23 protein-coding genes are annotated in these 26,021 nt (G+C 72.8%); 3 read left to right on the forward strand and 20 right to left on the reverse strand.

Features of this window, described 5'->3' with window-relative positions:
* Window positions 1–77 precede the first annotated feature (77 nt).
* Together rpmI and infC are read right to left on the reverse strand one after the other, a co-directional pair.
* Window positions 78–272, reverse strand: a complete 195-nt coding sequence (gene rpmI / locus P2F65_RS12990; RefSeq protein ID WP_275808318.1) for a 50S ribosomal protein L35 — start codon at window positions 270–272, stop codon at window positions 78–80.
* Window positions 273–324: 52 nt separating this feature from the next.
* Entirely contained in the window at window positions 325–954 is a 630-nt protein-coding gene (gene infC, locus P2F65_RS12995) for a translation initiation factor IF-3 (RefSeq protein ID WP_275810647.1), read from the reverse strand.
* A 273-nt stretch (window positions 955–1,227) separates the two neighbouring features.
* On the opposite strand from infC, the gene P2F65_RS13000 reads away from it, so the two are divergent.
* On the forward strand, window positions 1,228–1,593 hold the full coding sequence (locus tag P2F65_RS13000) for a DUF1844 domain-containing protein (RefSeq protein ID WP_275808322.1): 366 nt from the start codon (window positions 1,228–1,230) through the stop codon (window positions 1,591–1,593).
* A gap of 6 nt (window positions 1,594–1,599) precedes the next feature.
* On the opposite strand, the gene P2F65_RS13005 is transcribed toward P2F65_RS13000, so the two are convergent.
* The 18 genes from P2F65_RS13005 to P2F65_RS13090 form a co-directional block, all read right to left on the reverse strand.
* On the reverse strand, window positions 1,600–2,091 hold the full coding sequence (locus P2F65_RS13005) for an SRPBCC family protein (RefSeq protein ID WP_275808325.1): 492 nt from the start codon (window positions 2,089–2,091) through the stop codon (window positions 1,600–1,602).
* Window positions 2,088–3,701 (reverse strand): NAD(P)/FAD-dependent oxidoreductase, encoded by a 1,614-nt coding sequence (locus P2F65_RS13010; protein ID WP_275808328.1) that lies wholly within the window; start codon window positions 3,699–3,701, stop codon window positions 2,088–2,090. Before P2F65_RS13010 ends, P2F65_RS13005 begins: the two co-directional genes overlap by 4 nt.
* A 238-nt stretch (window positions 3,702–3,939) precedes the next feature.
* Window positions 3,940–5,151, reverse strand: coding sequence for an MFS transporter (locus P2F65_RS13015; RefSeq protein WP_275808331.1), 1,212 nt, complete (start codon window positions 5,149–5,151; stop codon window positions 3,940–3,942).
* A gap of 75 nt (window positions 5,152–5,226) precedes the next feature.
* Window positions 5,227–6,450, reverse strand: coding sequence for a DUF6596 domain-containing protein (locus P2F65_RS13020; protein WP_275808334.1), 1,224 nt, complete (start codon window positions 6,448–6,450; stop codon window positions 5,227–5,229).
* Window positions 6,451–6,457: 7 nt separating this feature from the next.
* A complete protein-coding gene (locus tag P2F65_RS13025) occupies window positions 6,458–6,835 on the reverse strand; it encodes a YciI family protein (RefSeq protein WP_275808337.1) in 378 nt (125 codons plus the stop codon).
* 149 nt (window positions 6,836–6,984) lie between these two features.
* Complete coding sequence (locus P2F65_RS13030; protein WP_275808340.1) at window positions 6,985–7,713, reverse strand: SseB family protein; 729 nt, start codon at window positions 7,711–7,713, stop codon at window positions 6,985–6,987.
* Window positions 7,710–8,132, reverse strand: coding sequence for a Rid family hydrolase (locus P2F65_RS13035; protein ID WP_275808343.1), 423 nt, complete (start codon window positions 8,130–8,132; stop codon window positions 7,710–7,712). Before P2F65_RS13035 ends, P2F65_RS13030 begins: the two co-directional genes overlap by 4 nt.
* Window positions 8,129–8,866 carry a bifunctional 1-(5-phosphoribosyl)-5-((5-phosphoribosylamino)methylideneamino)imidazole-4-carboxamide isomerase/phosphoribosylanthranilate isomerase PriA gene (gene priA / locus P2F65_RS13040; protein WP_275808346.1) on the reverse strand — a complete coding sequence of 246 codons (738 nt, stop codon included), beginning with the start codon at window positions 8,864–8,866 and terminating at the stop codon, window positions 8,129–8,131. The genes P2F65_RS13035 and priA overlap by 4 nt, the downstream gene beginning before the upstream one ends.
* 85 nt (window positions 8,867–8,951) lie before the next feature.
* Complete coding sequence (hisH, locus tag P2F65_RS13045; protein WP_275808349.1) at window positions 8,952–9,596, reverse strand: imidazole glycerol phosphate synthase subunit HisH; 645 nt, start codon at window positions 9,594–9,596, stop codon at window positions 8,952–8,954.
* A complete protein-coding gene (locus P2F65_RS13050) occupies window positions 9,593–10,231 on the reverse strand; it encodes a hypothetical protein (protein WP_275808351.1) in 639 nt (212 codons plus the stop codon). The genes hisH and P2F65_RS13050 overlap by 4 nt, the downstream gene beginning before the upstream one ends.
* Window positions 10,232–10,234: 3 nt before the next feature.
* Complete coding sequence (gene hisB / locus P2F65_RS13055) at window positions 10,235–10,843, reverse strand: imidazoleglycerol-phosphate dehydratase HisB (protein ID WP_275808354.1); 609 nt, start codon at window positions 10,841–10,843, stop codon at window positions 10,235–10,237.
* Window positions 10,840–12,036, reverse strand: a complete 1,197-nt coding sequence (locus P2F65_RS13060; protein ID WP_275808357.1) for a histidinol-phosphate transaminase — start codon at window positions 12,034–12,036, stop codon at window positions 10,840–10,842. The genes hisB and P2F65_RS13060 overlap by 4 nt, the downstream gene beginning before the upstream one ends.
* The gene (gene hisD, locus P2F65_RS13065; RefSeq protein WP_275808359.1) at window positions 12,033–13,364 is read right to left on the reverse strand and encodes a histidinol dehydrogenase; all 1,332 of its coding nucleotides are present in this window, start codon (window positions 13,362–13,364) and stop codon (window positions 12,033–12,035) included. The genes P2F65_RS13060 and hisD overlap by 4 nt, the downstream gene beginning before the upstream one ends.
* A gap of 96 nt (window positions 13,365–13,460) precedes the next feature.
* The gene (locus P2F65_RS13070; RefSeq protein ID WP_275808362.1) at window positions 13,461–14,747 is read right to left on the reverse strand and encodes an MFS transporter; all 1,287 of its coding nucleotides are present in this window, start codon (window positions 14,745–14,747) and stop codon (window positions 13,461–13,463) included.
* Window positions 14,748–14,764: 17 nt separating this feature from the next.
* The gene (locus P2F65_RS13075) at window positions 14,765–17,794 is read right to left on the reverse strand and encodes a bifunctional [glutamine synthetase] adenylyltransferase/[glutamine synthetase]-adenylyl-L-tyrosine phosphorylase (protein ID WP_275808365.1); all 3,030 of its coding nucleotides are present in this window, start codon (window positions 17,792–17,794) and stop codon (window positions 14,765–14,767) included.
* Between the two features lie 43 nt (window positions 17,795–17,837).
* Window positions 17,838–19,175, reverse strand: a complete 1,338-nt coding sequence (locus P2F65_RS13080) for a glutamine synthetase family protein (RefSeq protein ID WP_275808367.1) — start codon at window positions 19,173–19,175, stop codon at window positions 17,838–17,840.
* Between the two features lie 55 nt (window positions 19,176–19,230).
* A complete protein-coding gene (locus P2F65_RS13085; RefSeq protein ID WP_275808369.1) occupies window positions 19,231–20,778 on the reverse strand; it encodes an NAD(P)/FAD-dependent oxidoreductase in 1,548 nt (515 codons plus the stop codon).
* A gap of 147 nt (window positions 20,779–20,925) precedes the next feature.
* Window positions 20,926–23,151: an immune inhibitor A domain-containing protein gene (locus P2F65_RS13090; protein ID WP_275808372.1), complete on the reverse strand. Its 2,226-nt coding sequence runs from the start codon at window positions 23,149–23,151 to the stop codon at window positions 20,926–20,928.
* A gap of 213 nt (window positions 23,152–23,364) precedes the next feature.
* On the opposite strand from P2F65_RS13090, the gene P2F65_RS13095 reads away from it, so the two are divergent.
* Both P2F65_RS13095 and panB read left to right on the forward strand, forming a co-directional pair.
* Entirely contained in the window at window positions 23,365–25,107 is a 1,743-nt protein-coding gene (locus P2F65_RS13095; protein ID WP_275808375.1) for an NAD+ synthase, read from the forward strand.
* A gap of 22 nt (window positions 25,108–25,129) precedes the next feature.
* The gene (gene panB, locus P2F65_RS13100; protein WP_275808378.1) at window positions 25,130–26,017 is read left to right on the forward strand and encodes a 3-methyl-2-oxobutanoate hydroxymethyltransferase; all 888 of its coding nucleotides are present in this window, start codon (window positions 25,130–25,132) and stop codon (window positions 26,015–26,017) included.
* The last annotated feature ends 4 nt before the right edge of the window (window positions 26,018–26,021 follow it).

Genomic DNA, 26,021 nt, shown 5'->3' on the forward strand with positions numbered 1-26,021 from the left:
GTTCTCCTTGCTGTTCTTGTCTAGCTGTCCGGGGCTGGTGTGCTGCCCCGTCACACTGGGAAGGGATGGGGGGCGGCTCAGCGGCCGAGAAGCTTCTTGACCTTCTTGGCGTCCGGCTTCGAGACCTCGACGTCGTTCGCGATGGAACGGGTGTAGCGCGAGGACTTGTGCTCGAGCAGGTGGCGGCCGTTGGCCTGCTCGCGCATGACCTTGCCCTTGCCGGTCAGGCGGAAGCGCTTCTTGGCGCCGGAGTGCGTCTTCATCTTCGGCATGGGAGCCGATCTCCTTCAGTCGTTTCGGTACTGCGTGGGGGTCTTCGTGCGGCTACTGCGCCGACTCGGGAGCCTGCGGCTCCGCCGGGACGTTCTCGTCCTCGGGGGCACCGACGGCGCCCTCCGCGGCCGCCGCGGAGCGTGCGCGTCGCTGCTCGGCCTTGGCCTCGGACTTCTTCTTGGTCGGGGCCAGGACCATGATCATGTTGCGGCCGTCCTGCTTCGGAGCCGACTCCACCGTGCCCAGCTCAACCACGTCCTCCGCCAGCCGCTGCAGCAGGCGGAAACCCAGCTCCGGACGCGACTGCTCGCGACCGCGGAACATGATCGTCACCTTGACCTTGTCGCCGCCCTTGAGGAACCGCTCGACGTGGCCCTTCTTGGTGCCGTAGTCGTGCGGGTCGATCTTCGGGCGGAGCTTGATCTCCTTGATGACGGTGTTGACCTGGTTCTTGCGGGCTTCCCGCGCCTTCATGGCCGCTTCGTACTTGAACTTGCCGAAGTCCATGAGCTTGGCGACGGGGGGCTTCGCCATCGGGGCCACCTCGACGAGGTCGAGGTCGGCCTCGGCCGCCAGGCGCAGCGCGTCCTCGACGCGCACGATGCCGACCTGCTCTCCGTTGGGGCCAACCAACCGCACCTCCGGAACCCGGATGCGGTCGTTGATGCGAGGCTCGCTGATAGTGGTGCTCCTTCACGTCACGGGGTCGTCCGCAGCAACGAGAAGAGGCTCCTCGCCGCCGTTGCGCGAGAAGCCTCACCATGTCCGTGCCGGGATCGCAGGCGGTGGGTGTGCCGTGGAGTCGCCTCCGCGGCACACGCCCTGCGGACCCGGGGAACCCGGCAGCCTCTCGGCCACAGCGGGTGGAAGCGTGGTGCTGCTTCTCTTGCACACCGTCCCTGTCTGGGTCACCCCGCGGGCAGGAACGGCCGGTCGATCTGCAAGGCTACCAGCGTGAGCACGGAAAATCCCAATCCCAGCCAGGCCGGCGACCAGCAGTACGCCCGGGACCTCGCCGACGTCCCCGCCGTCGAGGTCATCACCACCGCCGCCATCCACATGATGAGCGCCGCGGCCGTCAAGTGCGGGCTCGCCGAGGGCGAGGACGCCGCCGACCACCTCGACCTCGACGAGGCGCGTCGCCTCATCACCGCCCTGGCCGGCCTGGTCACCGCCGCGGCCCCCGACCTCGGCAGCCAGCACGCCGCCCCGCTGCGCGACGGCCTGAAGTCGCTGCAGCTGGCATTCCGCGAGGCCTCGCTGGTGCCTGACCCGCCGGGTCAGGGCCCGGGCGAGAAGCTCACCGGCCCGGTCGTCTGACGGCCGTCACCGCGGCTTGCGCACCTTCGCGACCCCGCCGTCGCCGCCCGTGTCGTCGCGGCGGCGGGCCCGGCTCTCGGCCAGGTAGGCCAGCCGGCGCAGCGCCTCGGTGTTGCGGGCGTGCAGCACCGGATCGAGCGCCGGCTGCGGGATCAGCTTGGCCGGGCCGTTGGCCGCCCACTCCTCGATGGTCACCGTGGTGCCGGTCGGGTCCGGCTCGCACCGCAGCACGACCCGAGCCTCACCGGTCGGCCAGGCCCGGGCCTTGAGCTGGAGCATCTGCGGCTCCTCGACGGCCTCCACCTCGGTGCTGTCGCTGATCAGCAGCGGCCAGGCCCCCACCGAGTGGTGGATGCGCGAGCCGACGGTGGGCCAGTCGTGGTCCACGTCGCGGATGCGAGCGGCCCCCACCACCCACGTGGCGTAGCTCCAGCCGTCGGCGAGCACGTCGAAGACGTCCTCGGGCCGGCACTGCAGGTGGCGGGTGGTCGTGCTCATGGCGTGGAGTCCTTCCTGCCGAGTGGGATGAGGGAGCGGACCGACCGGACCCGGTCGTGCGCCAGGGCGGCACGGGCCGCGTTGGAGCCGCACGCCCCGTGCACGCCGCCACCGGGGTGTGCGGACGCCGAGGCGAGGTAGAGGCCTTTGACCGGCGTCTCGGCCCGGCCCAGTCCGGGCACCGGCCGGAAGACCAGCTGCTGGTGCAGGCCGGCGGTGCCACCGTTGACCGAGCCACCGACGAGGTTCTCGTCGCGCGCCTCGAGCTCGCGGGGCCCCATCGCCCGGCGAGCGACGACCCGGTCACCGAATCCCGGCGCGTAGGCCTCGACCCGTGCCTGCATCCGGTCGGCCATCCGCTCGACGTCGTCGCGGTCCCACCGACCGGTGATGGTGCCGTCACCGGCATCCGAGGTGGTGTGGTGCGGCACGTGGGTGTAGAGCCACAGGGACTCCGCGCCCTCGGGGGCCCGCCCCGGGTCGGCCGCGGCCATCTGGCCGCAGAGCAGGAAGGGGGTGGCGGGCGCCGCGCCGGCGGCGATCTCCGCACCGTTCTGCCGGATCTCGTCGATCGACTCAGCGATGTGCACCGTGCCGGGCGCGGCCGCTGGGATCGAAGCCCACGGCACCGGCCCGCTCAGGGCAAAGTCCACCTTCACCGTGCCCGGGTCCCACTCGAAGTGCTCCATCCGGCGCAACAGGCGGGCCGGCAGGTCGTCGGCCGCAACGAGCGCGCCGAACAGCGCTGGGGCGCTGACGTCGGCCAGCACCGCTCGCCGGGCCGTGAAGACCTCGCCGTCGTCGGCCGCGACCGCGGTCGCTCGACCGTCCCGCACGAGCACCCGCCGCGCGTGCTGGCCCAACCGGAGGTCGCCCCCGCGGTCCGCGAACCGCCGGACCATGGCGCCACTGAGCATGCCGGCCCCGCCCCGGGGCACCGGGTAGCCGAGGTGCTGGCCGATCATGGCGAGCAGCCAGGCCATGATCGTCGACCCGGGTGCGTCCATGGGGATGTCGGCGTGGGCGGCGTTCCCGGCCAGCAGCATCTGCGCGCCCCTGCCCCGGAAGCGCGTGCCCGCCATGCTCTGCAGCGGCGAGAGCATCATCTGGACGAAACCGAGACCGCCGGCTCCGGGCAGCCGGGTCACCAGCCGTGCACCGGCCCGCATCGGCGGGAACGGCTCCAGCAGCGCTCGGACTGCCGCATCTCCCACCTTCTGCCAGCCGGCGCACAGGTCGAGCCAGGCCTGCCCGTCGCCCGGCGCCAGCACGTCGAGGGCGGCGGCGGTCTGCTCGGGGGTGCGGTGCATCAGCGCCCACTCCCCCGTGAGGAACGGCGTTCCCGCCACCGCGGGGGCGTCCAGCCACTCCAGCCCGTAGCGATCGAGCCCGAGCGCGGCGATGGTCGGGGAGGCTGCGGCCAAGGGGTAGAAGGAGCTGAACGTGTCGTGCACGTAGCCTGGGTGCACCTCGGAGTCGGAGCGCACCGCGCCGCCGGGGGTCTGCTGCGCCTCGAGCACCGTCACGTCCCAGCCCTGGTCGGCAAGCAGGTTCGCTGCCACGAGGCCGTTGGGGCCGCTGCCGATGACGACGGCGTCGGAAACCGGCACGGGCATCCTCCTCAGGACGGCTGTGGGCCTCCCACCGTATGCGGCGTGCGCCGGGCCTGCTCGTCGGGACGGCGAGCCCACCGCCCGCGTCGAGGGCATGTCGTGCCGGGTTGTGCAGGTCACGCCTGCGTCGGCGCATGCGGAGACACCGACAGCCGCGGGAGCAACTCAGCACGACATGCCGAATCGTCGAGGGGCGGGGCCAGGTGAGGGGGCCAGATGGGCCAGCTTGGGCGGGTCAGGCGGCGCCGGCCGTGGCGAAGCGCCGACGCCGCACCCGGGTGGCGGCCGCGCCGGTGGCGGCGACCACCAGCCCGAGGCCGGCCACCATGGTGAAACCGGCTCCCCAGCCCCAGCGGTCGATGGCGACCCCCGCGGCGGGGGCCCCGAGGGCCAACCCCGCGGTCATGAACGAGCCGTGCCACCCCATCGCCTCGCCCCGTGCCGACAGCGGCACGACGCGGCTCACCTGGTCGACGGTGGCCGTGATCGTCGGGGCGCACAACAGGCCGGCCACGAAGGAGAGGACCGCCAGCGACGGGACGCCGGCTGCCAGGGTCATCGGGGCGGTGACCACACTCAGGCCGCCGAGCAGCCAGAAGGCCGAGATCGAGCGGTGCAGTCCGCCGTAGACCAGTCCACCGACGAGCGACCCGAAGCCCCAGACGGCCAGCACCCAGCCGATGGACGCCTGCTCGCCGAACGCGCGCAGGGCCGCGACGATCGCGATGTCGGAGCCGCCGAGCACCACGGTGGTGGCCGTGGCCGCCAGGCAGATGGCGAGGAACTGCGGGCGGAACCACTCGCTGCGGGCAGCGCCCGCGGCCGCCACCGGTACGCCGTTGCCGTCGAGCACGGACTCGTCGGCAGCCTCGCGGATTACGGGGTTGGCGAGCCACAGCAGCACCCCGGCGGCCACCCCCACCATCTCGATGGTGAACAGGACCCAGGAGGTCGGCCACACGGTCGCGGCCCAGACCCCCACGGCCGGTCCCACCATGAAGGACAGCTCCACTGCCACCGAGTCGAGCGAGATCGCGGTGCGGCGGTCGCTCTCGGGCACCGCCGCGATGACGGCCTGGCGGATGATCGAGAACGACGGGATGACGAACAGGCCGGCGAGCGCCGCGAGCGACAGCAGCCACCAGTACCCGACGAACGGGGCGATCGACCAGCAGACGGCGGCCACCACGATCGAGGGGACGACCACCCGGCGCAGGCCGAGGCGGTCGAGCAGCCGGCCGCGCCACGGCCCGCTGATGGCGATGGCGATGGTTGCCGCGGCCGACACCAGCCCAGCGGCACCGTAACTGCGGTGCAGGGAGCTGACCACGTGGAGCGTGAGCACCACGCCGCCGGCGAAGATCGGCATGCGCACCAGCAGCCCGAGCATGAGCGCCTGCCTCAGGGCAGGGCTGGACAGGACACGGCGGTAGCGCTGGATGGGCACCCGCTCAGCATCGCATCCCGCACCGACACGGCTCACCCGCATTTCCGGCGGTGGCCCCAGCCGTCACGAGGGCGGTCAGGGGCCGCCGCGCCGGGAGAGCAGGAAGCGCCGTTCCGCCTCGCTGTCCGTGAGGGCCAGCGCGTCGTCGTACGCCTGCCGGGCCTGCGTCCCGCGGCCAAGCCGGCTGAGGACGTCGGCCCGGGTCGCCGGGAGGTACGGGTAGGCGGCGAGTGTCGGCTCCCCCTCGAGCGCGTCGAGGTCGCGCAGCACGGCCTCGAGGTCCGCGCCGGGGACGAGGCTGGCCGCCGCGGCCCGGTTGAGGGCGACGACGGGGCTGGGCCAGCGCAGCAGCAGTGCGTCGTACATCCGCACCACCTGGGGCCAGTCCGTGGCCTCCCACGCCGGGGACGACATGTGGAGCCCGGCGATGGCCGCCTGGAGGGTGAAGCGCCCGTCACCGGCGCCGAGGGCCCGCGTCGCCAGCGCCAACCCCTCGTGCACGAGAGAGCTGTCCCAGCGTGAGCGGTCCTGGTCGGCGAGCAGGACGAGGTTGCCGCCCGGATCGAGGCGGGACCTCGCCCTGGCCTCGGCGAACAGGAGCAGGGCCAGCAGCCCGAGCGCCTCCGGCTCCTGGGGCAGCTGGGCGACCAGGAGCCGCGCCAGCCCCACCGCCCGCGCGGTGAGGTCCTCGCGCACCAGCCGGTCGCCGGAGGCGCTGTGGCCCGCGGTGTAGGCGAGGTGGACGACCGTGAGGACGGTGTCGAGGCGGGCCGGCAGGGCGTCGTCCGAAGGGAGCCGGAATGGCACACCGGCTCCGGCGATCTTCTGCTTGGCCCGGGTGATCCGGGCAGCCACGGCTGTCTCCTTGGCGAGGAGCACCCGGGCGATCTCGGCGGTCGTGAGGCCGCACATCAGGCGCAGTGTCAGGGCCAGCTGCGCGTCGCGGCCGAGGGCCGGGTGGCAGCAGGTGAACACCAGGCGGAGCGGGTCCCCCGGCCGCGGGTCAGGACCCGCTCTCGGGGCCGCCTCCACCGCCAGGAGCGGCAGCTTGCGCCGCAGCGTCGCCTCGTGCCGCATCCGGTCGAGGGCGAGGCGGCGGGCGACGGTCGCCAGCCAACCGCCTGTGCTGTCGGGGATGCCCGTCGCCCAGGTCTGCAGGGCCCGGACGAAGGCGTCCTGGGTGCAGTCCTCAGCGAGGTCGAGGTCACGGGTGAGGCGCACCGTCGCCGCCAGGACCGTGGCCCAGTGGCTGCGGTGCGCCTCCTCCACCGCTCGCGCGACGTCGCGGGCGTCGGGCACGTCGTCCTCAGCCGGTGGAGCCGGAGCCGCTCGTGTCGAGGATCGGGCGGATCTCCAGCGCGCCGGTGGGGCACAGCGCGCCGAGCTCCAGGGCCTGGTCGAGGTCCCTGGCCTCGATGACGTAGTAGCCACCGAGCGCCTCCTTGGTCTCGATGAACGGCCCGTCGGTGACCACCGGGGGCGCGGACGGGTTGTCCCAGTCCTTGCGAACCGTCGTGGCTGTCGTCGTGCGCTGCAGCGCCTTGCCGTCAAGGATCCTGGCTCCGGCAGCCTCGACCGACTGGGCGAACGCGCCGTGCAGCTTCATCGCCGACTCCCAGGACTCCGGGGTGAGGTCGTCGAACCAGCTCTCGTCGTCGAACAGCAGGAACATGTACTCGGCCATCGTGGCCTCCTTGTCGTGTGAGGGTCTGTGCACTGTTGACGAACGCCCCACGCCCTATTCGACAGGTCCGCGGCAGAAAGTGTCCTCCGCTTCTGTCGATCCCGTCCGGGCACCGCCGTGGCGCTGCACAACCTCCGTCGACAGCGCAGCTACCGGATGGAGAAGGCCAGCCCGTCGACCCGCGCCCGCAGCTCGCCGTCGGTGGCCAGCCGCTCCCCCACCCGGGTGGCGACGGCCTGCACCTGCTCGGCCGTGAGGCCGGGCACGAGCTCCAGGGTGACCGCGAGGACCCCGCGCCCCTGCGGCAGCCCGGCCCCGACCGCGTGCGCCCGCACCGACTCCTCGGGTCGCACCGCGGCGGCGACGGCGCGCTCGACCACCGGGTCCTCGTGGGCCGGGACCCAGTCGCGCTGCTGGGCCAGCGCCCAGACCATCGACGGGCGCAGCACCACGGTGCGCGGGCCTGCGACGTCGAGCACCATGACGTCGCAGCGCTCCGAGACGGCCGCCTGCGCGGCCCGGCTTGCGGTCACCGGCACGGGGCGGGCCTGCGGGTCCCAGGCCTGCAGGGTCTCCAGGCTCGTGAAGACGGGCAGGGCGCGCTGCCCGTCGGGTGCCACGAGGGTCACCGCAGCCATGTCGGTCTGCTTCTCTGCGACCAGGCCACCGACCTCCTCGACGCTGACGGGCTCGGCGACGATGGGCACCAGCAGCCGCGCCGGAGCCACGGCACCCATGAGGGCCGCCTCGTCGCCGGGGTGCTCGAGAGCGGCGGCGAGGGCCGGGTCGGCCGCTCCCGTGTCGTCGTCGAAGCCGGTGCCCGTCAGCTCGCGGCCACCCCAGGGAACGCCCGCCGAGTCGTGCTGTCCGCCCGTCACGACGGTGCCTCCCCACCCGTGTCGGACCCGGGCGCGCCCACGACGGCCTCGACCTCGACCTCGACGAGCAGCTCGGGCGAGATCAGCCCGGCGACGACGAGCATCGAGGCCGCCGGCCGCACAGCGGCGAACAGCTCGCCGTGCACGTGTCCGACCGCCTCGGCGTCACGGCGGTGCACGATGTACATCCGGGTCCGCACCACGTGCTCGACCGTCCCGCCCAGCGCCTCGACAGCCTCGACAGCGGTGCGGAAGGCGGTGCGGGCCTGGCCGGCCGGGTCGCCGAGGTGCTGCGCGACGCCGTCCCGCACCGCCGTGCAGCCCGAGACGATGATGCGGTCGCCGGAGCGGACTGCACGCGAGTACGCGAAGGCGTCCTCCCAGGGGCCGCCGGTGCTGTGCCGCTGCACCTCGGTCATGGGCGGCCCGCCACGTCCAGGGCCGCGGGCAGCGTGAACGCGCCACGGTAGAGCGCCGACCCGACGATCGCCCCCTCCACGCCGAGCGGCACCAGCCCGCGGATGGCCTCGATGTCGGCGAGCGTCGACACCCCGCCGGAGGCGACGACCGGCCGGTCGGTGCGCTCGCACACCTCGCGCAGCAGCTCGAGGTTCGGCCCCTTCAGCATGCCGTCCTTGTTCACGTCGGTGACGACGTAGCGCGCGCAGCCCTCACGGTCGAGCCGCTCGAGGGTCTCCCACAGGTCGCCCCCGTCCTTGGTCCAGCCGCGAGCCGCGAGCGTGGTGCCCCGCACGTCGAGGCCGACGGCCACCCGGTCGCCGTGCTCGGCGATGGCCGCGGCGGTCCACTCCGGGTCCTCCAGCGCTGCGGTGCCGAGGTTGACCCGGCGGCATCCGGTGGCGAGGGCGGCCTCGAGGGACTCACCGTCACGGATGCCTCCCGACATCTCGACCAAGATGTCGAGCCGGCCCACGATCTCGGCGAGCAGCTCGCGGTTGCTGCCCCGGCCGAACGCGGCGTCGAGGTCGACGAGGTGGAGCCACTCGGCCCCCTGGTCCTGCCACGCCTTGGCGGCCTCCCACGGGTCGCCGAACTGGCCGCCGGTTCCGGCCACGCCCTGCACCAGCTGCACGGCCTCACCCCCGGCGACGTCGACGGCGGGCAGGAGCTCGAGACGGGGGGCGTCGGTCATGTGGTTCCTCGGGTCGTGGTGGACGGTCGTTCGGGGGTCAGGGGAGGCGGTCCGGTATGCCGCGGGCGGAGGCGGTCGCCCGGCGTCACCGGAGGGTGCGCACCCAGTTCTCGAGCAGGGCGAGTCCGGCCTCACCCGACTTCTCGGGGTGGAACTGGGTGGCCGACAGCGGGCCGTTCTCGACGGCGGCGACGAAGTCACCGCCGTGGTGGGCCCAGGTGACCCGGGGGGCCACGGCGGCCATGTGCCCGGAGGGCTCGGCCATGGTCCACTCCTGCACGGCATACGAGTGGACGAAGTAGAAGCGCTCGTCCTCGACGCCCTGGAAGAGGCGGGAACCGGTCGGCGGGCGGACGGTGGACCAGCCCATGTGGGGCACGACGTCGGCCTTGAGCCGTGCCACCGTGCCGGGCCACTCCGACAGCCCGGGCTCGGGGTGGGCACTCGGCTCGTCGGAGCCGTCGAACATCACCTGCATGCCGACGCAGATGCCGAGCACCGGACGGCCGCCGGCGAGCCGAGTCTCGATGAGCAGGGGTCCGCCGGCGCGGCGCAGACCTGCCATGCAGGCGTGGAAGTTGCCCACGCCCGGCACGAAGAGGCCCGCCGCGGACAGGGCCGCCTCGCGGTCGGCGGTCAGCTCGACAACGGCCCCCACGTGCTCGAGGGCGCGGACGGCGGAGCGGACGTTGCCGCTCCCGTAGTCGAGCACGACGACTCGGGGGTTCATGAGGACTCCTGTCCCGTCTCGGCACGGTGGCGTGCCTCTTCCAGCATGAGTGCGTCGAAGCGGGCGACGACCCGGTGGTCCGGTTCAACGAGCTCGCCCTCCCCGCTCGGCGGGGCGTCGACGAGGAGCCCCGCCCCGGGCAGGCCGAGCAACGTCATCAGGTCGCCCAGCATGCCGAGCGCGTCGCCGCTGCCGTCGCGCAGCAGGGCGCCCACCGCGGAGGAGACCCCGCGGGTGCCCGCCCCTGCTGCCGTCAGCAGGTCGCCGGGCCGCGCCACGCGCAGGCCCGGCGCCCGGGCGGCCCCACGGCCGGGCTGCCAGACCACCCAGCGCTGGACCGCACGCCAGCCCTGGCCCTGCACCATCACCACGGCACGGCCGTCGATGACGAACAGCCCGAGGGCAGCGCGCAGCCGGTGCGCGACGGGCCGCGAGGCCAGGACGGTCAACGCGTCGTCGTAGGGCGCCATGGCCCGCGAGGTCGGCTCCGCCGGGAGGACGGCCGTCCACGACGGCAGGGGGACGACCCGGGTGGCGACCAGCCCACGCGCCGCCCACCGGGCCACGTGCTCGGGCTCACCGCGCAGCAGGAGCACGCCCCGCCCGTGGCGCGCCGACTGCCACGGCACGCTCACGGCCTACAGGCTGCCCTTCGCGCTGGGGATGCCGCTCACGCGCGGGTCGCGCGCCACGGCCGCCCGCAGCGCCCGGGCAACCGCCTTGAACTGCGCCTCGACGATGTGGTGGGGGTCGCGGCCGGCGAGCACGCGCACGTGCAGGGCGATGCCCGCGTGGTAGGCGAACGACTCGAGGACGTGTCGGGTCAGCGAGCCCACGTAGTTGCCGCCGATGACGACGTACTCCTGCCCCTCGGGCTCGCCCGTGTGCACGACGTAGGGACGGCCGGCCACGTCGACGACAGCCTGCACGAGCGCCTCGTCGAGCGGCACGGTGGCGTCGCCGAACCGGGAGATGCCCCGCTTGTCGCCGAGCGCCTCGCGGACCGCGTCACCGAGCACGATGGCGACGTCCTCGACCGTGTGGTGGGCGTCGACGTCGAGGTCACCGGTGGCCTTGACCCGCAGGTCGATGAGCGAGTGCTTCGCCAGCGACAGCAGCATGTGGTCGTAGAAGCGCACGCCGGTGCTCACCTCGCCGACCCCGCTGCCGTCGAGGTTCAGCTCGAGCTCGACGCTGCTCTCGGAGGTGGTCCGGCTCAGTGACGCGATGCGGTCGGGGCTGCTCATGCGGGGCGCTCCTGTGCGGTGGCGGGCACGGTCTCGTGTCCGGGGACGTTGGCGGGGGTGGGGTCGCCGGCGGTGCCGGCGGTGGACAGCAGCTCGGGGACGACCTCCGCCATCGCCGCCAGGAAGGCGTCGGTCTCGGCCGGGGTGCCGGCCGTGACCCGAAGGTAGTGGGGGATGCCGACGTCGCGGACCAGGACGCCCCGGTCGAGCAGCGCCTGCCAGGCCACCGCGGAGTCAGGGAGCCCACCGAAGAACACGAAGTTGGCGTCGCTCGGCACCGGGTCGAGCCCCAGCTCGCGCAGCCCGTCGACGATGCGGTCGCGCTGGTGCTTGATGACCGCGACCGTCGAGAGCATCTCCGGCGCGTGCCGCAGCGCGGCCAGGGCGATCGCCTGGGTGGGGGTCGACAGGTGGTAGGGCAGGCGCACCAGCCGCAACATGTCGGTGAGCGCCGGCGCCGCGGCCAGGTAGCCGAGCCTGCCGCCGGCGAACGCGAAGGCCTTGCTCATGGTGCGCGTCACGACGAGGCGCTCGCGCCCCTCGAGCAGGGTCAGGGCGCTCGGCACGCCCTCGCGGGCGAACTCCTCGTAGGCCTCGTCGACCACCACGACGGCGTCCGCGGCCGCGTCGTGGACCGCCTCGACGAGCTCCAGGGACAGCGCCGTGCCGGTGGGGTTGTTGGGCGAGCAGAGGAACACGACGTTGGGCTGGTGCTCGCGCACCTGCGCCACGGCCGACTCCACCGTGAGGCCGAAGGGCCCGTCCGCCCCCATGCCCCGCTTCCCGTCCACCCACCGGGTGCCGACCGTCTCGCTGATGATGGGGTGCATGGAGTATGCCGGCGTGAAGCCGAGCGCGGTGCGGCCCGGGCCACCGAAGGCCTGGAGGAGGTGCTGCAGCACCTCGTTGGACCCGTTGCCGGCCCAGACCTCCTCAGGCGTGACCTCCACACCGGAGGTCGAGGTGAGGTAGCCGGCCAGCGCGGTGCGCAGCTCGGTGAACTCGCGGTCCGGGTAGCGGTTGAGGTGCGGCGCGACCTCGGCGACCGCGGCGGTGATGTCGCGCACCACGTCGTCGGGCACCGGGTAGGAGTTCTCGTTGGTGTTGAGCCGCACGGCGACGTCGAGCTGGGGCGCGCCGTAGGCGGTCTTGCCGCGCAGGTCGGGGCGCAGCAGCTCCCGCAGCCGGCTCACAGCGCGTCGCCGAAGCGGGCGGTGACAGCCTCGCCGTGGGCCGGGAGGTCCTCGGCGTGGGCCAGGGTCACCACGTGGCGGGCGACCTCTCTCAGGGCCGACTCGTCGTAGGTGACGACGTGGATGCCGCGCAGGAAGGACTGCACCGACAGCCCGCTGCTGTGCACCGCGCACCCACCGGTGGGCAGCACGTGGTTGGAGCCCGCGGCGTAGTCGCCGAGGCTGACGGGGGCCCACGGCCCGACGAAGACGGCCCCGGCGTTGCGAACTCCAGCGGTGACCGCCGCGGCGTCGCGCGTCTGGATCTCGAGGTGCTCCGCGGCATACGCGTTGACCACGGCCAGCCCGGCCTCGACGTCGTCGACGAGCACCGTGCCCGACTGCCGCCCGGTGAGGGCGGTGCGGACCCGTTCGGTGTGCTTCGTCTGGGCGACGCGGCGCTCGAGGGCTGCTTCGACACGCTCGACGAGGTCGGGGCTGTCGGTGACCAGCACCGATGCCGCCAGCGGGTCGTGCTCGGCCTGGCTGATCAGGTCGGAGGCGACGTGCTCGGCATCAGCGGTCTCGTCGGCGAGGATCGCGATCTCGGTGGGACCAGCCTCGGCGTCGATGCCGATCAGGCCCTTGAGCAGGCGCTTGGCGGCGGCGACGTAGATGTTGCCCGGACCGGTGACGAGGCTGACCGGCTCGCAGGCCTCGTCCTCGTCGTCGAAGCCGTAGGCGAACGCGGCCACGGCCTGGGCGCCGCCCACGGCATACACCTCGTCGACGCCGAGCAGGGCGCACGCGGCGAGGATGGTCGGGTGCGGGTAGCCGGCGAACACGCCGCTGTTCTCCCGCTGCGGAGGGCTGGCGACGGCGAGGGAACCGACGCCGGCGGCCTGCGCGGGGACGACGTTCATGACGACGCTGGAGGGGTAGACGGCGAGGCCGCCGGGCACGTAGAGGCCGACCCGGTCGACGGGCACCCAGCGCTCGGTGACCTGGCCACCCGGCACGACCTCGGTCGTGGTGTCGGTGCGCCGCTGGTCGGCGTGCACGACCCGGGCCCGGCGGATCGACTCCTCCAGGGCTGCGCGGACGGCGGGGTCGAGGGCCTCGAGGGCGGCGGACAGCACCTCGGAGGGCACCCGCAGCGAGTGGGGGCGCACGCCGTCGAAGCGCTCCCCCAGCTCGTAGAGCGCCTCGGCTCCACGATGACGCACGGCCTCGCAGATCGGGCGCACCGTCTCCAGTGCCGCCTCGACGTCGAACTCGGCGCGTGGCAGTGCCTGACGCAGCTCCCGCGTGCTGAGCACGCGGCCGCGCAGGTCGATCGTGGACATCATGGGCACGATTCTAGGCGGCGCCGGCGAGGCCCCGGTCCGCGGTCCGGCCTCCGGGAGGCGGTGGCCGTGGTGACCGCCGTTGCGGCCGGGCAGGCCTCACGCAGCGCGCGAGGTGCCCTCGGGGAGGCTGAAGGTACGGTGGACCGCGTCGGCCAGCTCGGTGCGCGGCCAGCGCGCGGCGACCAGCACCAGACCGCCGAGGCTGGCGATCGCGCAGACACCGATGGCGGCCGCCGGGGTGGTGTGCTGGGAGATCCACCCCGCAAGGAGGTAGAAGGCGCCGGTCGCGGCCACGGACAGGGCGCCGGCAAGGCCGAAGACCCGGCCGCGCAGCTCGGCGGGCACCATGAGGGTGAAGGTGGACTGCAGCGGCAGCATGTAGGCCTGCAGGGCGCCGCACGCGAACCAGGCGCCCCAGATGGCCGGCAGCGGCGGCTCGAAGACGGTCACCAGCAGCGGCAGCGGCATCACCAGCGCCATGGCCAGGACGGAGCGGTTCTGCTCCTCGGCGCCGAAACGGCTCACCACGAGCAGGCCCACGACCGCGCCGAGGATCGGGGCCGCCATGAGCATGCCGCCCCAGCCGGGCTGGTCGGTGTGGGTGTTGACGTAGGGGATCGCGACGGCCTCGGGAGCGGCCATCGCCAGGGTGCTCGTGATGCTGAGCAGCAGCAGCGAGGTGAGCACGCGGTTGTGGAACAGGTGGCGCCCACCCTCGAGGACGTCGCGCACGAACCCGGAGATGCCCTCCTGGGCCATGCCGACGGGGTCGCGTCGCGGCACCACCACGGCGAGCACCGCCGCGGCGACGAGGAACGTGACGAGGTCGAAGAACAGGCCCTGCACCGGGCTGGTCATCGTCACCACCAGGCCGCCGACGGCCAGGCCGATCGCCTGGTTGGTCTGCTCGGCGAGGGTGGTGAGCCCGAAGGCCTTGCTGTAGAGGCGCCGGTTGGCGAAGAGGTCGGTGAGCAGCATCTGGTTGGCCGCCACCGTCGGCCCGCCCGCGAGCTCGAGGAGGAACAGCAGCACGAGCAGCAGCCCCACCGGCGCCGACGACACGGTGGCCGCCAGCAGCGCGATGACGAAGAGCGCCCGCACCAGGTGGCTGCCGATGAGCACGTACTTGTAGGGCAGCCGGTCGGCGAAGGGCGAGAGCACCATGCGGCCGAAGACGCTCGGGAGCATCGAGACGGCGAACGTGGCGGCGGTGGCCACGGCGGACCCGGTGCGCTCGAACACCACTGCCGCCACGGTGATCCGCGCGATGTAGTCGCCCCAGGTCGACAGGGACGAGGCAAGGAAGAACGGAAGGAACGCGGGTGCCCGCAAGACCTCCCCGTAGGACGGCACGCCGTCCCCCCTCCAGCCCCTCTGCCGCATGGGCGAACCGTACCCCCCTAACGGGCCTCGTAAAAGTCGACTTCGACAACTGCCCTGGCGCGTCGCGCGACCCGCCGGTAGGTCTCGGCGAGCTCGCCGCCGCTGCCCGGCTCCATCCCCATGATCCGGCTGACGCCGTCGGCGACCCGCAGGTCGGACGGCACGCCCTCGACCGGACGGCCGCGGAACAGGACGGACGCGTTGCGCATGCGGGAGGCGAGCGTCCACGCCGCGCGCAGGTCGTCGGCGTGGGACGCGTCGATGAGCTCCGCGTCGACCGCGGCCGCCAGCGCCCCGAGCGTCGAGGTCGTCCGCAGTCCCGGCACGTGGTGCGCGTGGCACATCTGGAGCAGCTGCACCGTCCACTCCACGTCGCTCAGCCCGCCCCTGCCCAGCTTGAAGTGCGTCTTGGGGTCGGCGCCGCGGGGCAGCCGCTCGGCCTCCATGCGAGCCTTGAGCCGCCGGATCTCGCGCACCTCCCGGGGGCCGAGGCCGTCTTCGGGCCAGCGCAGCGGGTCGATGAGCTCCACGAACCGCCGCCCGAGCTCGGGGTCGCCGGCGATCGGACGGGCCCGCAGCAACGCCTGTGACTCCCAGGTCAGGGACCAGCGCTCGTAGTAGGCGCGGTAGCTGTCGAGGCTGCGCACCAGCGGGCCGTTCTTGCCCTCCGGGCGCAGGTCGGCGTCGAGGCCGAGCTGCGGGTCCGGGCCCTGGCTGCCGAGCAGGCGGCGCAGCTCCTGCACCACCTCCAGTGCCTGGTCCTGCGCCTCGGCCTCGGAGGTGCCGTCGCACGGCTGGTGGACGAACATGACGTCGGCGTCGCTGCCGTAGCCGGTCTCGGCCCCGCCGAGCCGGCCCATCCCGACGACGAGCACGGATGTGACGAGCCGGCCGTCGCTGCGTTCGGCGACGACGCGCTGGGCCACGTCGAGGCTCGTCTCGACCAGCGCCGACGTCACGTCGCTCAGGGCCCGCCCGACGCCCTCGAGGTCGAGCTGGCCGGTCAGGTCGGCCACCGCGATCCGGAAGAGCTCGTGCCGGCGCACGCTGCGGGCCGCGTGCACCGCGCGCTCGGGGTCGCCCTTGCGCCCGGCGGCCGCCGCCATGCGGAGCAGCAGGTCCTCTCGCGCCAGCGGGGCGAGCCCGCCGCTCTCCCCCAGGATCGAGACGGCCTCCGGGGCGCCCATGAGCAGGTCCGCGGCGTAGCGGCTGCGGGCGAGAGTGTGGGCCAGGCGTTCTGCGGCCGAGCCCTCGTCGCGCAGGAGGCGCAGGTACCAGTGCGTGGAGCCGAGGTCGTCGCTCACCTTGCGGAACGCGAGCAGGCCGCCGTCGGGGTCGGCCTCGTCGGCGAACCAGCCGAGCATCACCGGCAGGAGCGTCCGCTGGATCGCCGCCCGGCGGCTCACCCCCGCCGTCAGCGCCTCGAGGTGGCGCATGGCCCCGGCCGAGTCGCGGAAGCCGAGCGCCGCCAGCCGCTCGCGCGCCGCCTCCGGCGCCAGGCGGGCCTCGGAGGTGCTCAGCCGCGCCACGGCAGCGAGCAGCGGCCGGTAGAACAGCCGTTCGTGGATCCGGCGGACCTCCCGGGCCTGCTGCTGCCACCGGGCCACCACCTCGGACTGTGCCTCCCGGCGGTAGCCCAGGCCCCGTCCCAGGCGGCGCAGGTCGGCCTCGGCCGTCGGCATCAGGTGGGTACGCCGGAGCCGGTGGAGCTGGATGCGGTGCTCGAGGGTGCGCAGGAAGCGGTAGCTCTCGTCGAGCGCCGCCGCGTCGTCGCGGCCGACGTAGCCGCCGCGGGCCAGGGCCCCGAGCGCCTCGAGGGTGGTGCCCGAGCGCAGCGAGTCATCGGCCCTGCCGTGCACCAGCTGGAGCAGCTGCACGCTGAACTCGACGTCGCGCAGCCCGCCGGGGCCCAGCTTCAGCTGCCGCTCGGCCTCTGCGGCCGGCACGTGCTGCTCGACCCGGCGGCGCATCGCCTGCACGTCCTCGACGAAGTTCTCCCGCGAGGCGGCCTGCCAGACGAGCGGGCTGACGGCCTCGAGGTACTCCTCGCCGAGCGCGCGGTCGCCGGCCACGGGGCGGGCCTTGAGCAGTGCCTGGAACTCCCAGGTCTTGGCCCACCGCTCGTAGTACGCGCGGTGGCTGGCGACGGTCCGGACCAGGGGGCCCTGCTTGCCCTCGGGGCGCAGCGCGGCGTCGACGGGCCAGAGCACGCCCGCGGCGGTCGAGGTGGAGCAGGCCCGCATGAGGTGCGTCGCCAGCGCGGTCGCCGCAGCCAGGGCGGTGGTCTCGTCAGCGCCGTCGGCCGGTTCGGCCACGAAGATGACGTCGACGTCGCTGACGTAGTTGAGCTCGCGACCACCCGTCTTGCCCATGCCGATGACCGCGAGCCGGCAGGCGTCGGCCTGCGCGCCCAGCTCCGCCCGGGCGATGACGAGCGCCGCCTCCAGGGCGGCCTCGGCGAGGTCGGCCAGGGCCGCGGCCGTCTCCGGCAGGGTCTGCGCCGGCCCCTCCGACGTCAGGTCGAGGGCGGCGATGCCGAGCAGCTCGCGTCGATAGCCCACGCGCAGGGCGTCGTATGCCGTGGCCTCGCCGTGGGCGCGCACCGCCTCGGTGAGGTGCTGCACGCGTTGGGCGACCGTGCGCGGCTGCGCCTCGGTGACGTCCCGCCAGTGCTCGGGGTGGGCGACGAGGTGGTCGGCCAACGCTGTGGAGGCGCCGAGCACCGCGAGCAGCCGGTCGCGCTCGGGCCCGCGGTGGCGCAGGGCGGCGATGAGCCCCGAGAGCGAGGCCTCCGGGCCGGCGTCGACGTCACGACGGCGGGGTTCGTCGGCCCGCACCGCCTCCATGAGCCGCACCAGGCTGAGCAGCGCGAGGTCGGGGTCGGAGGTGCCGCCCAGGGCGTCGGGCAGCCCGTCGCTGAAAATGTCGTCGAGCGGGTCGACGAGCCCGCCCAGCGCGGGGTCCGCGAGGAGCTGCTCGGCACGAGCCGCCTCCGCGAAACCCAGTCGCGCCAAGGTGGCGGCTCGGGAGGGCTGGCGGGAGCTCACGCCCCCAACCTAGCGGGGACGCGGGGGCCTCCCCGGTCCGGGCTCAGAGGCCGGGCAGGTAGCGCTTGAGCTCGAACGGCGTGATCTCGCCGCGGTAGTCGTCCCACTCGGCGCGCTTGTTGCGCAGGAAGAAGTCGAAGACGTGCTCGCCGAGGGTGTCGGCCACGAGCTCGCTCTTCTCCATCACGCCGATCGCCTCGTGCAGCGTGGAGGGCAGCGGCTCGATGCCCATGGCCCGGCGCTCCGAGCCGGTCAGGCCCCACACGTCGTCCTCGGTCTCCGGGGGGAGGTCGTAGTCCTCCTCGATGCCCTTGAGCCCGGCGGCGAGGATCACGGCGAAGGCGAGGTAGGGGTTGCACGCCGAGTCGAGGGTGCGCAGCTCGACGCGGCTGCTCTGTCCCTTGGCCGGCTTGTACATGGGCACACGCACCATGGCGCTGCGGTTGTTGTGCCCCCACGTCAGGTGCGCCGGGGCCTCACCGCCGCCCCAGAGGCGCTTGTACGAGTTCACCCACTGGTTGGTGACGGCCGTGATCTCGGCCCCGTGGCGCAGCAGGCCTGCGATGAACTGCCGTCCCACCTTGGAGAGCTGGTAGGGCGCACCGGCCTCGTAGAAGGCGTTGCTCTCGCCGTCGAAGAGCGACATGTGGGTGTGCATGCCCGACCCCGGGTAGTCGGAGAACGGCTTGGGCATGAAGGAGGCGAAGATGCCCTGCTCGAGCGCCACCTCCTTGATGACCGTCCGGAAGGTCATGATGTTGTCGGCCGTCGAGAGCGCGTCCGCGTAGCGCAGGTCGATCTCGTTCTGGCCCGGCGCGCCCTCGTGGTGGCTGAACTCCACCGAGATGCCCATGGACTCCAGCATCGTGATCGCGGCGCGGCGGAAGTCGTGGCCCGTGCCGTGCGGGACGTGGTCGAAGTAACCGGCCTGGTCGACGGGGTCGGGCTGCTCACCCGCCCTGAACCCCTGCTTGAGGAGGAAGAACTCGATCTCCGGGTGGGTGTAGAAGGTGAACCCCAGGTCGGCGGCCCGGCCCAGCGCCCGCTGCAGCACGTGGCGGGGGTCGGCCCAGCTCGGGGTGCCGTCCGGGAGCGTGATGTCGCAGAACATCCGTGCCGTGCCGGGGCTCTCACCACGCCAGGGCAGCACCTGGAACGTGGACGGATCCGGCTTCGCCAGCATGTCGGCCTCGTAGACCCGGGCGAAGCCCTCGATCGCCGAGCCGTCGAAGCCGATGCCCTCCGCGAAGGCGCCCTCGAGCTCGGCGGGGGCCACCGCCACGGACTTGAGTGTCCCGAGCACGTCGGTGAACCACAGCCGCACGAAGCGGATGTCGCGCTCCTCGATGGTGCGGAGGACGAACTCCTGCTGACGATCCATGTGACGAATCCTGCCCTACTCGTGTTTCCGGGTCGTTACGGCACCACAGGGCGGCTCACCCGCCCAGGACCGCCTGGGCCGCGTTGTGGCCCGGTATGCCGGACACCCCGCCTCCGCGGCGCGCCCCGGCTCCGGCGAGCAGCACCTTCTCGTAGGGCGTCTCCACGCCCCACCGGCCGATCTCGTCGGCCGACTCGGCCCACGGCCACTGCAGCGAACGGTGGAAGATGTTCCCACCCGGCAGGCCGATGTCCTGCTCGAGCTCCACGGGTGTCCTGGCCTCCAGGCAGAACGCATCGTCGGCGTCGCGCAGGAGCACGTCCTGGATCGGTTCTGCCAGCACGGAGTTGAGCGACTCGAGCGTGTGGCTGAGGGCGAGGTCGCGCATCTCGTCGTGGTCCTCGCGGAACAGCCGGGTCGGCATGTGGAGGCCGAACAGCGTCAGGGTCTGCGCGTCGGAGGCGGCCAGGTCGGCCCCGAGGATGCTGCGGTCGGAGAGGCTGTGGCAGTAGATCTCGCACGGCGGCAGGCGAGGCACGTGCCCGCTCGCCGCGACGGCATACGCGTCCTGGAGCTGCTGGTAGCCCTCGTTGATGTGGAAGGTGCCGGCGAAGGCGGCAGCCGGGTCGGCGTTCGGGTCCTTGAGGCGAGGCAGGCGCGACAGCAGCATGTTGACCTTCAGCTGGGCTCCCTCCGGCGCTGCCTCGGTCGGCACCGGGTCCGCTCCCCCGGCCACGAGCAGCTCGTTGAGCACCACGGGCGCGCAGGCGGCGAGCACCGCCCCGGCCCGGGCGGATCCGCCCTCCCACGTCACTTCCCCATCCGGGGTGACGCTGAGGGCCCGCGCGCTCGTGCGGATCTCGGCGCCCGCATCGGCGGCTGCCCCGGCGAGGGCGGTGGTGAGGGATCCCATGCCACCGACGGGCACGTCCCAGTCGCCGGTCCCGCCGCCGATGAGGTGGTAGAGGAAGCAGACGTTCTGGCGCAGGTCCGCGCCCCGCAGGTCGGCGAACGTGCCGATCAGCGCGTCGGTGGCGACGATGCCGCGCAGGGTGTCGTCGGCGAAGGTCTCCTCCAGCAGCTCGCCGAGCGGTCGCTGGGTCACCGCCCGCCAGAGCTCGTCGTCGCCGACCCGCTCGGCCAGCTCGTCGGCTGAGCGCAGCGGCTCGAGCACCGTCGGGAAGACGGCACGGGCCAGGCCCGCCATCCGGTCGTAGAACTGCTCCCACTGGCGGTGGGCGTCCTCCGAGCCGGTCAGGGCGGCGAACGCCCGGGCCGTGGCTGCGGGGTCGCCGTTGTCGACGAGCACCGAGCGGCGCGGGTCCGCCGGCAGCGGTGTGAACGAGGAGTACCGGCGCCGGATCAGGCGCAGGTCGAGGTCGAGGTCGGTGACGACCTGGTGCGGCAGGAGGGAGACGAGGTAGCTGTACCGCGAGAGGCGGGCGTCGACCCCCGGGAAGGCCTGCGCCGAGACCGCGGCACCCCCGACATGGTCGGCGGCTTCGAGGACGAGCACCCGCCTGCCGGCCCGCGCGAGGTAGGCCGCGGCGGTCAGCCCGTTGTGCCCTGCACCGATGACGACGTCGTCGTAGTCGTGGTTCACGCCGCCCACCCTAGGGCGGCAGGGCGCTACCGGGCTCGCACGCGCAGGAACGAGGGGCCGAGACGCGGGCGGGGCCCCGGGATGTCTCCCGGGGCCCCGCCGTCTCGGTGTGACAGGTCGCGTCGACCGGTCAGCCGAGGTGGTGCGTCACTTGAACTCGACCTTGACCTGCAGCTCGTTGCCGCCGTCCACGGACTTGGCAACCGTCATGGTGGTGCCGGAGCCCGCGACCTTGACCGAACCCATCGGGTTGGTGGCGTCGTAGTAGCGGTTCGGGTCGCTGTCGTCGAACGTCGGGATCGCGGGCTGCGACCCGACGGTCGTCGGGATGCCGTTCTTGTGGAACGTCACCGCGTCGGTCGCCTCGAGGCCGAAGGTGCCGTCGAACGGCTGGCGGCGGTTGCCCAGGCGCGAGCCGTCGTAGAACTTCACCGGGCTCGGGCGGGCGTCGACGTTGAGGACCTGGCCACCGCCGGGGTGCTGGCGGGTGTTGTTGTCCGAGTACTCGTTGTCGATGTACCAGACGAGCATGCCGTTCTGGTACGGGAAGCGCTCCACCCAGTCGGGCTTGGTGTTGGCGAACCCGAAGTTGTACGGGCCCGTCTTCAGCGTCGCGTCGTAGCCGCTGTAGACGCGGTTCTCGGCGATGTAGTAGTGGCTGGCCTGCTTTGTGGTGGAGCCGTCGATACGCGAGAAGCCCTTCGCGACCCAGCCGTTGTCGCCGCTCTCGACGTCGTCGGCGAAGACCTCCGCGCCGTCAGCGGTGATCGACAGGTCGTCGAGGAACGCACCGTCGAGGTGCACGCCGCCGTCGGTGGCGTAGCGGAACCGCACCTGGCCGCTCTTGCCGGCGAGGGAGGAGAGGTCCCAGGTCTTCTGGACCCAGCCGCTGCTCTGGCCGTCGATCGGGGTGCCGACCTGGGTCCAGTTCGCGCCGTCGGTCGAGGTCTCGACGTACAGGTAGTCGTAGTCGGCCTCGATGTCGTGCTCGAGCCAGGCCGACAGGGTGGCGCTGGACTTGCCGGTCAGGTCGACCGAGCGGGTCAGCGTGTTCTGCAGGTCGTCGGCCGAGCCGCTCCACCACTCAGCCGCACCGGAGTGCGGGGTGTTGTACTCGGTGGTGATCGTCTTCTCGGGCAGGGTCACGATGACGGCCTGCTTGTTGGTCGAGGCGTCGAGGTCGGCCGGGCCGAGCTTCACCGTGGTGTCGGCGCCGTGCTTGACCACCTGGTAGTCGAGCCAGCCGAGCATCAGCTTCTCCCACGGGCCCATGTAGCCGGGCGTGGTGCCGATCGAGTCCTTGCCCCAGTTGAGCCACGAGCCTCCGGACATCAGCGTCCAGAAGCCGGTGGTGTTGTCGCCACCGGAGGTGTCATAGAGGTCGGGCAGGCCGAGGTCGTGGCCGAACTCGTGGGCGAAGACGCCGAGTCCGCCGTTCTCCGGCTCCGTGGTGTAGTCGCCGACCCAGATGTCGGCGTCGCCGATGCGGGCGCCACCGAGCCTGTTCTCGCCGGGGCCGGTCTTGCCGATGTCGGTGGAGTTGACGTACCAGCGGTGCGACCAGATGGCGTCCTCGCCGAGCGTGCCGCCGCCGGCCTCCTCACCCTCACCGGCGTGGATGGCCTGGAAGTGGTCGATGTAGCCGTCGGACTCGTTGAAGTTGCCGTCACCGTCGGCGTCGTAGCGGTCGACCTTGTCGAACTGCTTGAGGTACGCGTTGATCTCGGCCGACGACTTGCCCGCCGCGACCTGCGCCTCGTACCAGGCGTTGACGGTGTCCTGCACGTAGGACCAGTAGCCCTCGCGCTCGTTGGCGTTGTCGCCGTAGGTGGCGGCCTCGCCCTTGACCTGGACCCAGTCGGAGACGTCGCCCTTGGCCAGGAAACGGCCGTTGGACTGCTTGAGGTAGAAGTCGCGGAAGGACTCGCCCTCGCCGAACATCATGTCCTGGTAGTGCGCCCGGTCGAAGTTCTCGGTCCAGTACGTCGAGTTGTCCATGGAGCGGTCCGGCTCCGGGATCTCGTTCTGCTGCATGTCGCTGAAGCTGGAGAGGATCGTGAAGATCGACTCCTCCCGCTCCACCGGGTAGGACACGTAGCGGTCTGCGGTCCTCTGGCCGCGGGCGTCGGTCTTGCCCGCCAGCTTGATGACGCGCTGGCCGCCGCGGGTCTCGGTCGTGGCCTCGCCCTTGACGAGCTTCTCGACCGCCTCCTTGCGCAGCTCGCGCGCGGCGTCGCCGAGCGGGTTGGGCAGGTCGTGGTCGCGGTTCGCAGCCTTCGGCTCCTTGTCGCCCTGCACAGGGATTGCCTGTGACTGGGCGGGCGCCAAGCTCAGTGCGACGGCAGCCACCGCCACACCGGACAGGACGCTCACATGACGTCTCTTCACAAATCCTCCAGTGGTGTTCGCGCGCCGTCCCTGGCGCACAAAAGCCGATCAGAACACGATTTGTCGGCATTTCCGATGGCCCCCGGGTAAGGAGTTGTTAAAAAATCACAGACCTGTCGTGACCCTCGACGGCGCTGGTCAGGGCGCCGTCTCACGGCGCCGGAGCCCCGCCGGACCGGCCCTCGGTAGGGTTCCGGCATGGCCCAGCTCCGACTCGCCCTCGCCCAGGTCAACGCCACGGTGGGAGACCTCGCCGGCAACGCCGCGATGGTCCGCGAGTGGACCGCCAGGGCTGCCGCCGAGGGCGCACACCTGGTGGCCTTCCCCGAGATGGCACTGACTGGCTACCCCGTCGAGGACCTCGCCCTGCGGACCTCCTTCGTCGACGCCTCGCGAGCAGCGTTGACCGCACTGGCCGCCGACCTCGCCGCCGACGGACACGGCGACCTGCCGGTGGTCATCGGCTACCTCGACCGCGCGACGCCCGGCAGCGCCGACGCCGACCCCGGTCGTGAGCTGCCCCAGAACTGCGCCGCCGTCCTGCACCGCGGCGAGGTCGTCGCGCGGTACGCGAAGCACCACCTGCCCACCTACGGAGTCTTCGACGAGGCCCGCGTCTTCGCCCCCGGGCACGACCTGGCCGTCGTCCGCGTCCGCGGGGTCGACGTGGCTCTGGCCATCTGTGAGGACATCTGGCAGGAGGGCGGACCCGTGTCGATGGCCCGCGAGGCCGGTGCCGAGCTGCTGCTGGTGCTGAACGGCTCGCCCTACGAGCGCGACAAGGACGACGTGCGGCTCGAGCTCGCCGCCCGCCGCGCCCGCCAGGCGGAGTGCGTGCTCGCCTACCTGAACCTCGTCGGCGGCCAGGACGAGCTGGTCTTCGACGGTGACTCGGTCGTCGTCGCGGCCGACGGCGCAGTGCTCGCTCGTGGCCCGCAGTTCGCCGAGGACCTGCTCGTCGTCGACCTCGACCTCCACGAGTCGACCTTCGACCCCACCGACGTCACCGAGGGCGTCGCCTTCACCCCGGTGAGCGAGGACCCCACCGAGCCGTATGCCGCGCGGCCGGCTTCCGAGGCCCCCCGCCTCGACCCGGTCGGCGAGGTCTACGAGGCGCTCGTGCTCGGCCTGCGCGACTACGTCCGCAAGAACGGGATGCGCTCGGTCGTGCTGGGCCTGTCGGGCGGCATCGACTCGGCGCTCGTCGCCGCCATCGCGTGCGACGCGCTCGGCGCAGACAACGTCCACGGCGTCTCCATGCCCAGCGTCTACTCCTCCGACCACTCCAAGGACGACGCCGCCGACCTCGCCGAGCGCACCGGCCTGAGCTACCGGGTGCAGCCGATCAAGCCGATGGTCGAGGCGTTCCTCGGCGAGCTCGGCCTCACCGGCGTCGCGGAGGAGAACCTCCAGGCGCGCTGCCGGGGGGTCATCCTCATGGGCCTGTCCAACCAGGAGGGCCACCTCACCCTCGCCACCGGCAACAAGTCCGAGCTGGCCACCGGCTACTCCACCATCTACGGCGACAGCGTGGGCGGCTTCGCGCCGCTCAAGGACGTGCCGAAGAGCCTGGTGTGGCAGCTGGCGACCTGGCGGAACGCCGAGGCGGAGCGTCGCGGCGAGACGATGCCCATCCCGCCGAACTCGATCACCAAGCCGCCGTCGGCCGAGCTGCGCCCGGGCCAGGTCGACCAGGACTCGCTGCCGCCGTACGAGACCCTCGACGCCATCCTCGAGCTGTACGTCGCCGGTGCGCAGGGTCGCGCCCAGCTCATCGACGCCGGTTTCGACGCCGCGGTCGTGGACAAGGTCGTCTCGCTGGTGGACCGGGCCGAGTGGAAGCGCCGGCAGTTCGCGCCCGGCCCGAAGATCTCCGCCCTGGCGTTCGGCCGCGACCGCCGGCTGCCCATCACGAGCCGGTGGCGCGAGCAGGACTCCTGAGGCGCGTCCTAGGATCGCGACTATGAGCGACTCCCCCGCGACCGGCGAGATCTCGGCACCCTACGGCAGCGGCCCCCAGGCCTCGCAGGCCCCGGCAGGCGCCGCACCCGTCCGGCGCATCCGGATCCCGCACCTGCAGGCCATGAAGGAGCGGGGCGAGAAGTGGGCCATGCTCACCGCCTACGACCAGTACTCCGCCGAGATCTTCGACGAGGCGGGCATTCCCGTGCTGCTCGTCGGCGACTCGGCCGGCAACAACGTCTACGGCTTCGAGACCACCGTGCCCGTGACCGTCGAACACCTGCTCCCCCTCGTCAAGGCGGTCACCACGGCTGCGAAGCGGGCCATGGTCGTGGCCGACCTGCCGTTCGGTTCCTACCAGGCGAGCCCGGAGCAGGCCCTGGGCACCGCCACCCGCTTCATGAAGGAAGGACTCGCCCACGCGGTCAAGCTCGAGGGCGGCAAGGCGATGGTCCCCGAGATCGAGCTGCTCGTGCGGGCGGGCATCCCCGTCATGGGGCACGTCGGGTTCACCCCGCAGAGCGAGCACGTCCTCGGCGGCTACCGGGTGCAGGGCCGGGGAGAGGCCGCAGACCGGCTCGTCGACGACGCGGTCGCCCTCGAGCAGGCAGGTTGTTTCGCCGTCGTCATGGAGATGGTCCCGGCCCCGCTCGCGGCCCGGGTGACCGAGGTGCTGTCCATCCCGACCATCGGCATCGGCGCCGGCCCCGACTGTGATGCCCAGGTGCTGGTGTGGTCCGACATGGCCGGCCTGCGCGGCGGCAGGAGCCCCCGCTTCGTCAAGAAGTACGCCGACCTGCGCGGCACCCTCTCCGAGGCGGCGAGGACGTATGCCGCGGAGGTCGCCTCGGGCGCCTTCCCCACCGCCGAGCACTCCTTCGAGGAGTAGCCCC

Origin of the sequence: Knoellia sp. p5-6-4, from assembly GCF_029222705.1 — a bacterium.
Classification (GTDB): Bacteria; Actinomycetota; Actinomycetes; order Actinomycetales; family Dermatophilaceae; genus Pedococcus_A.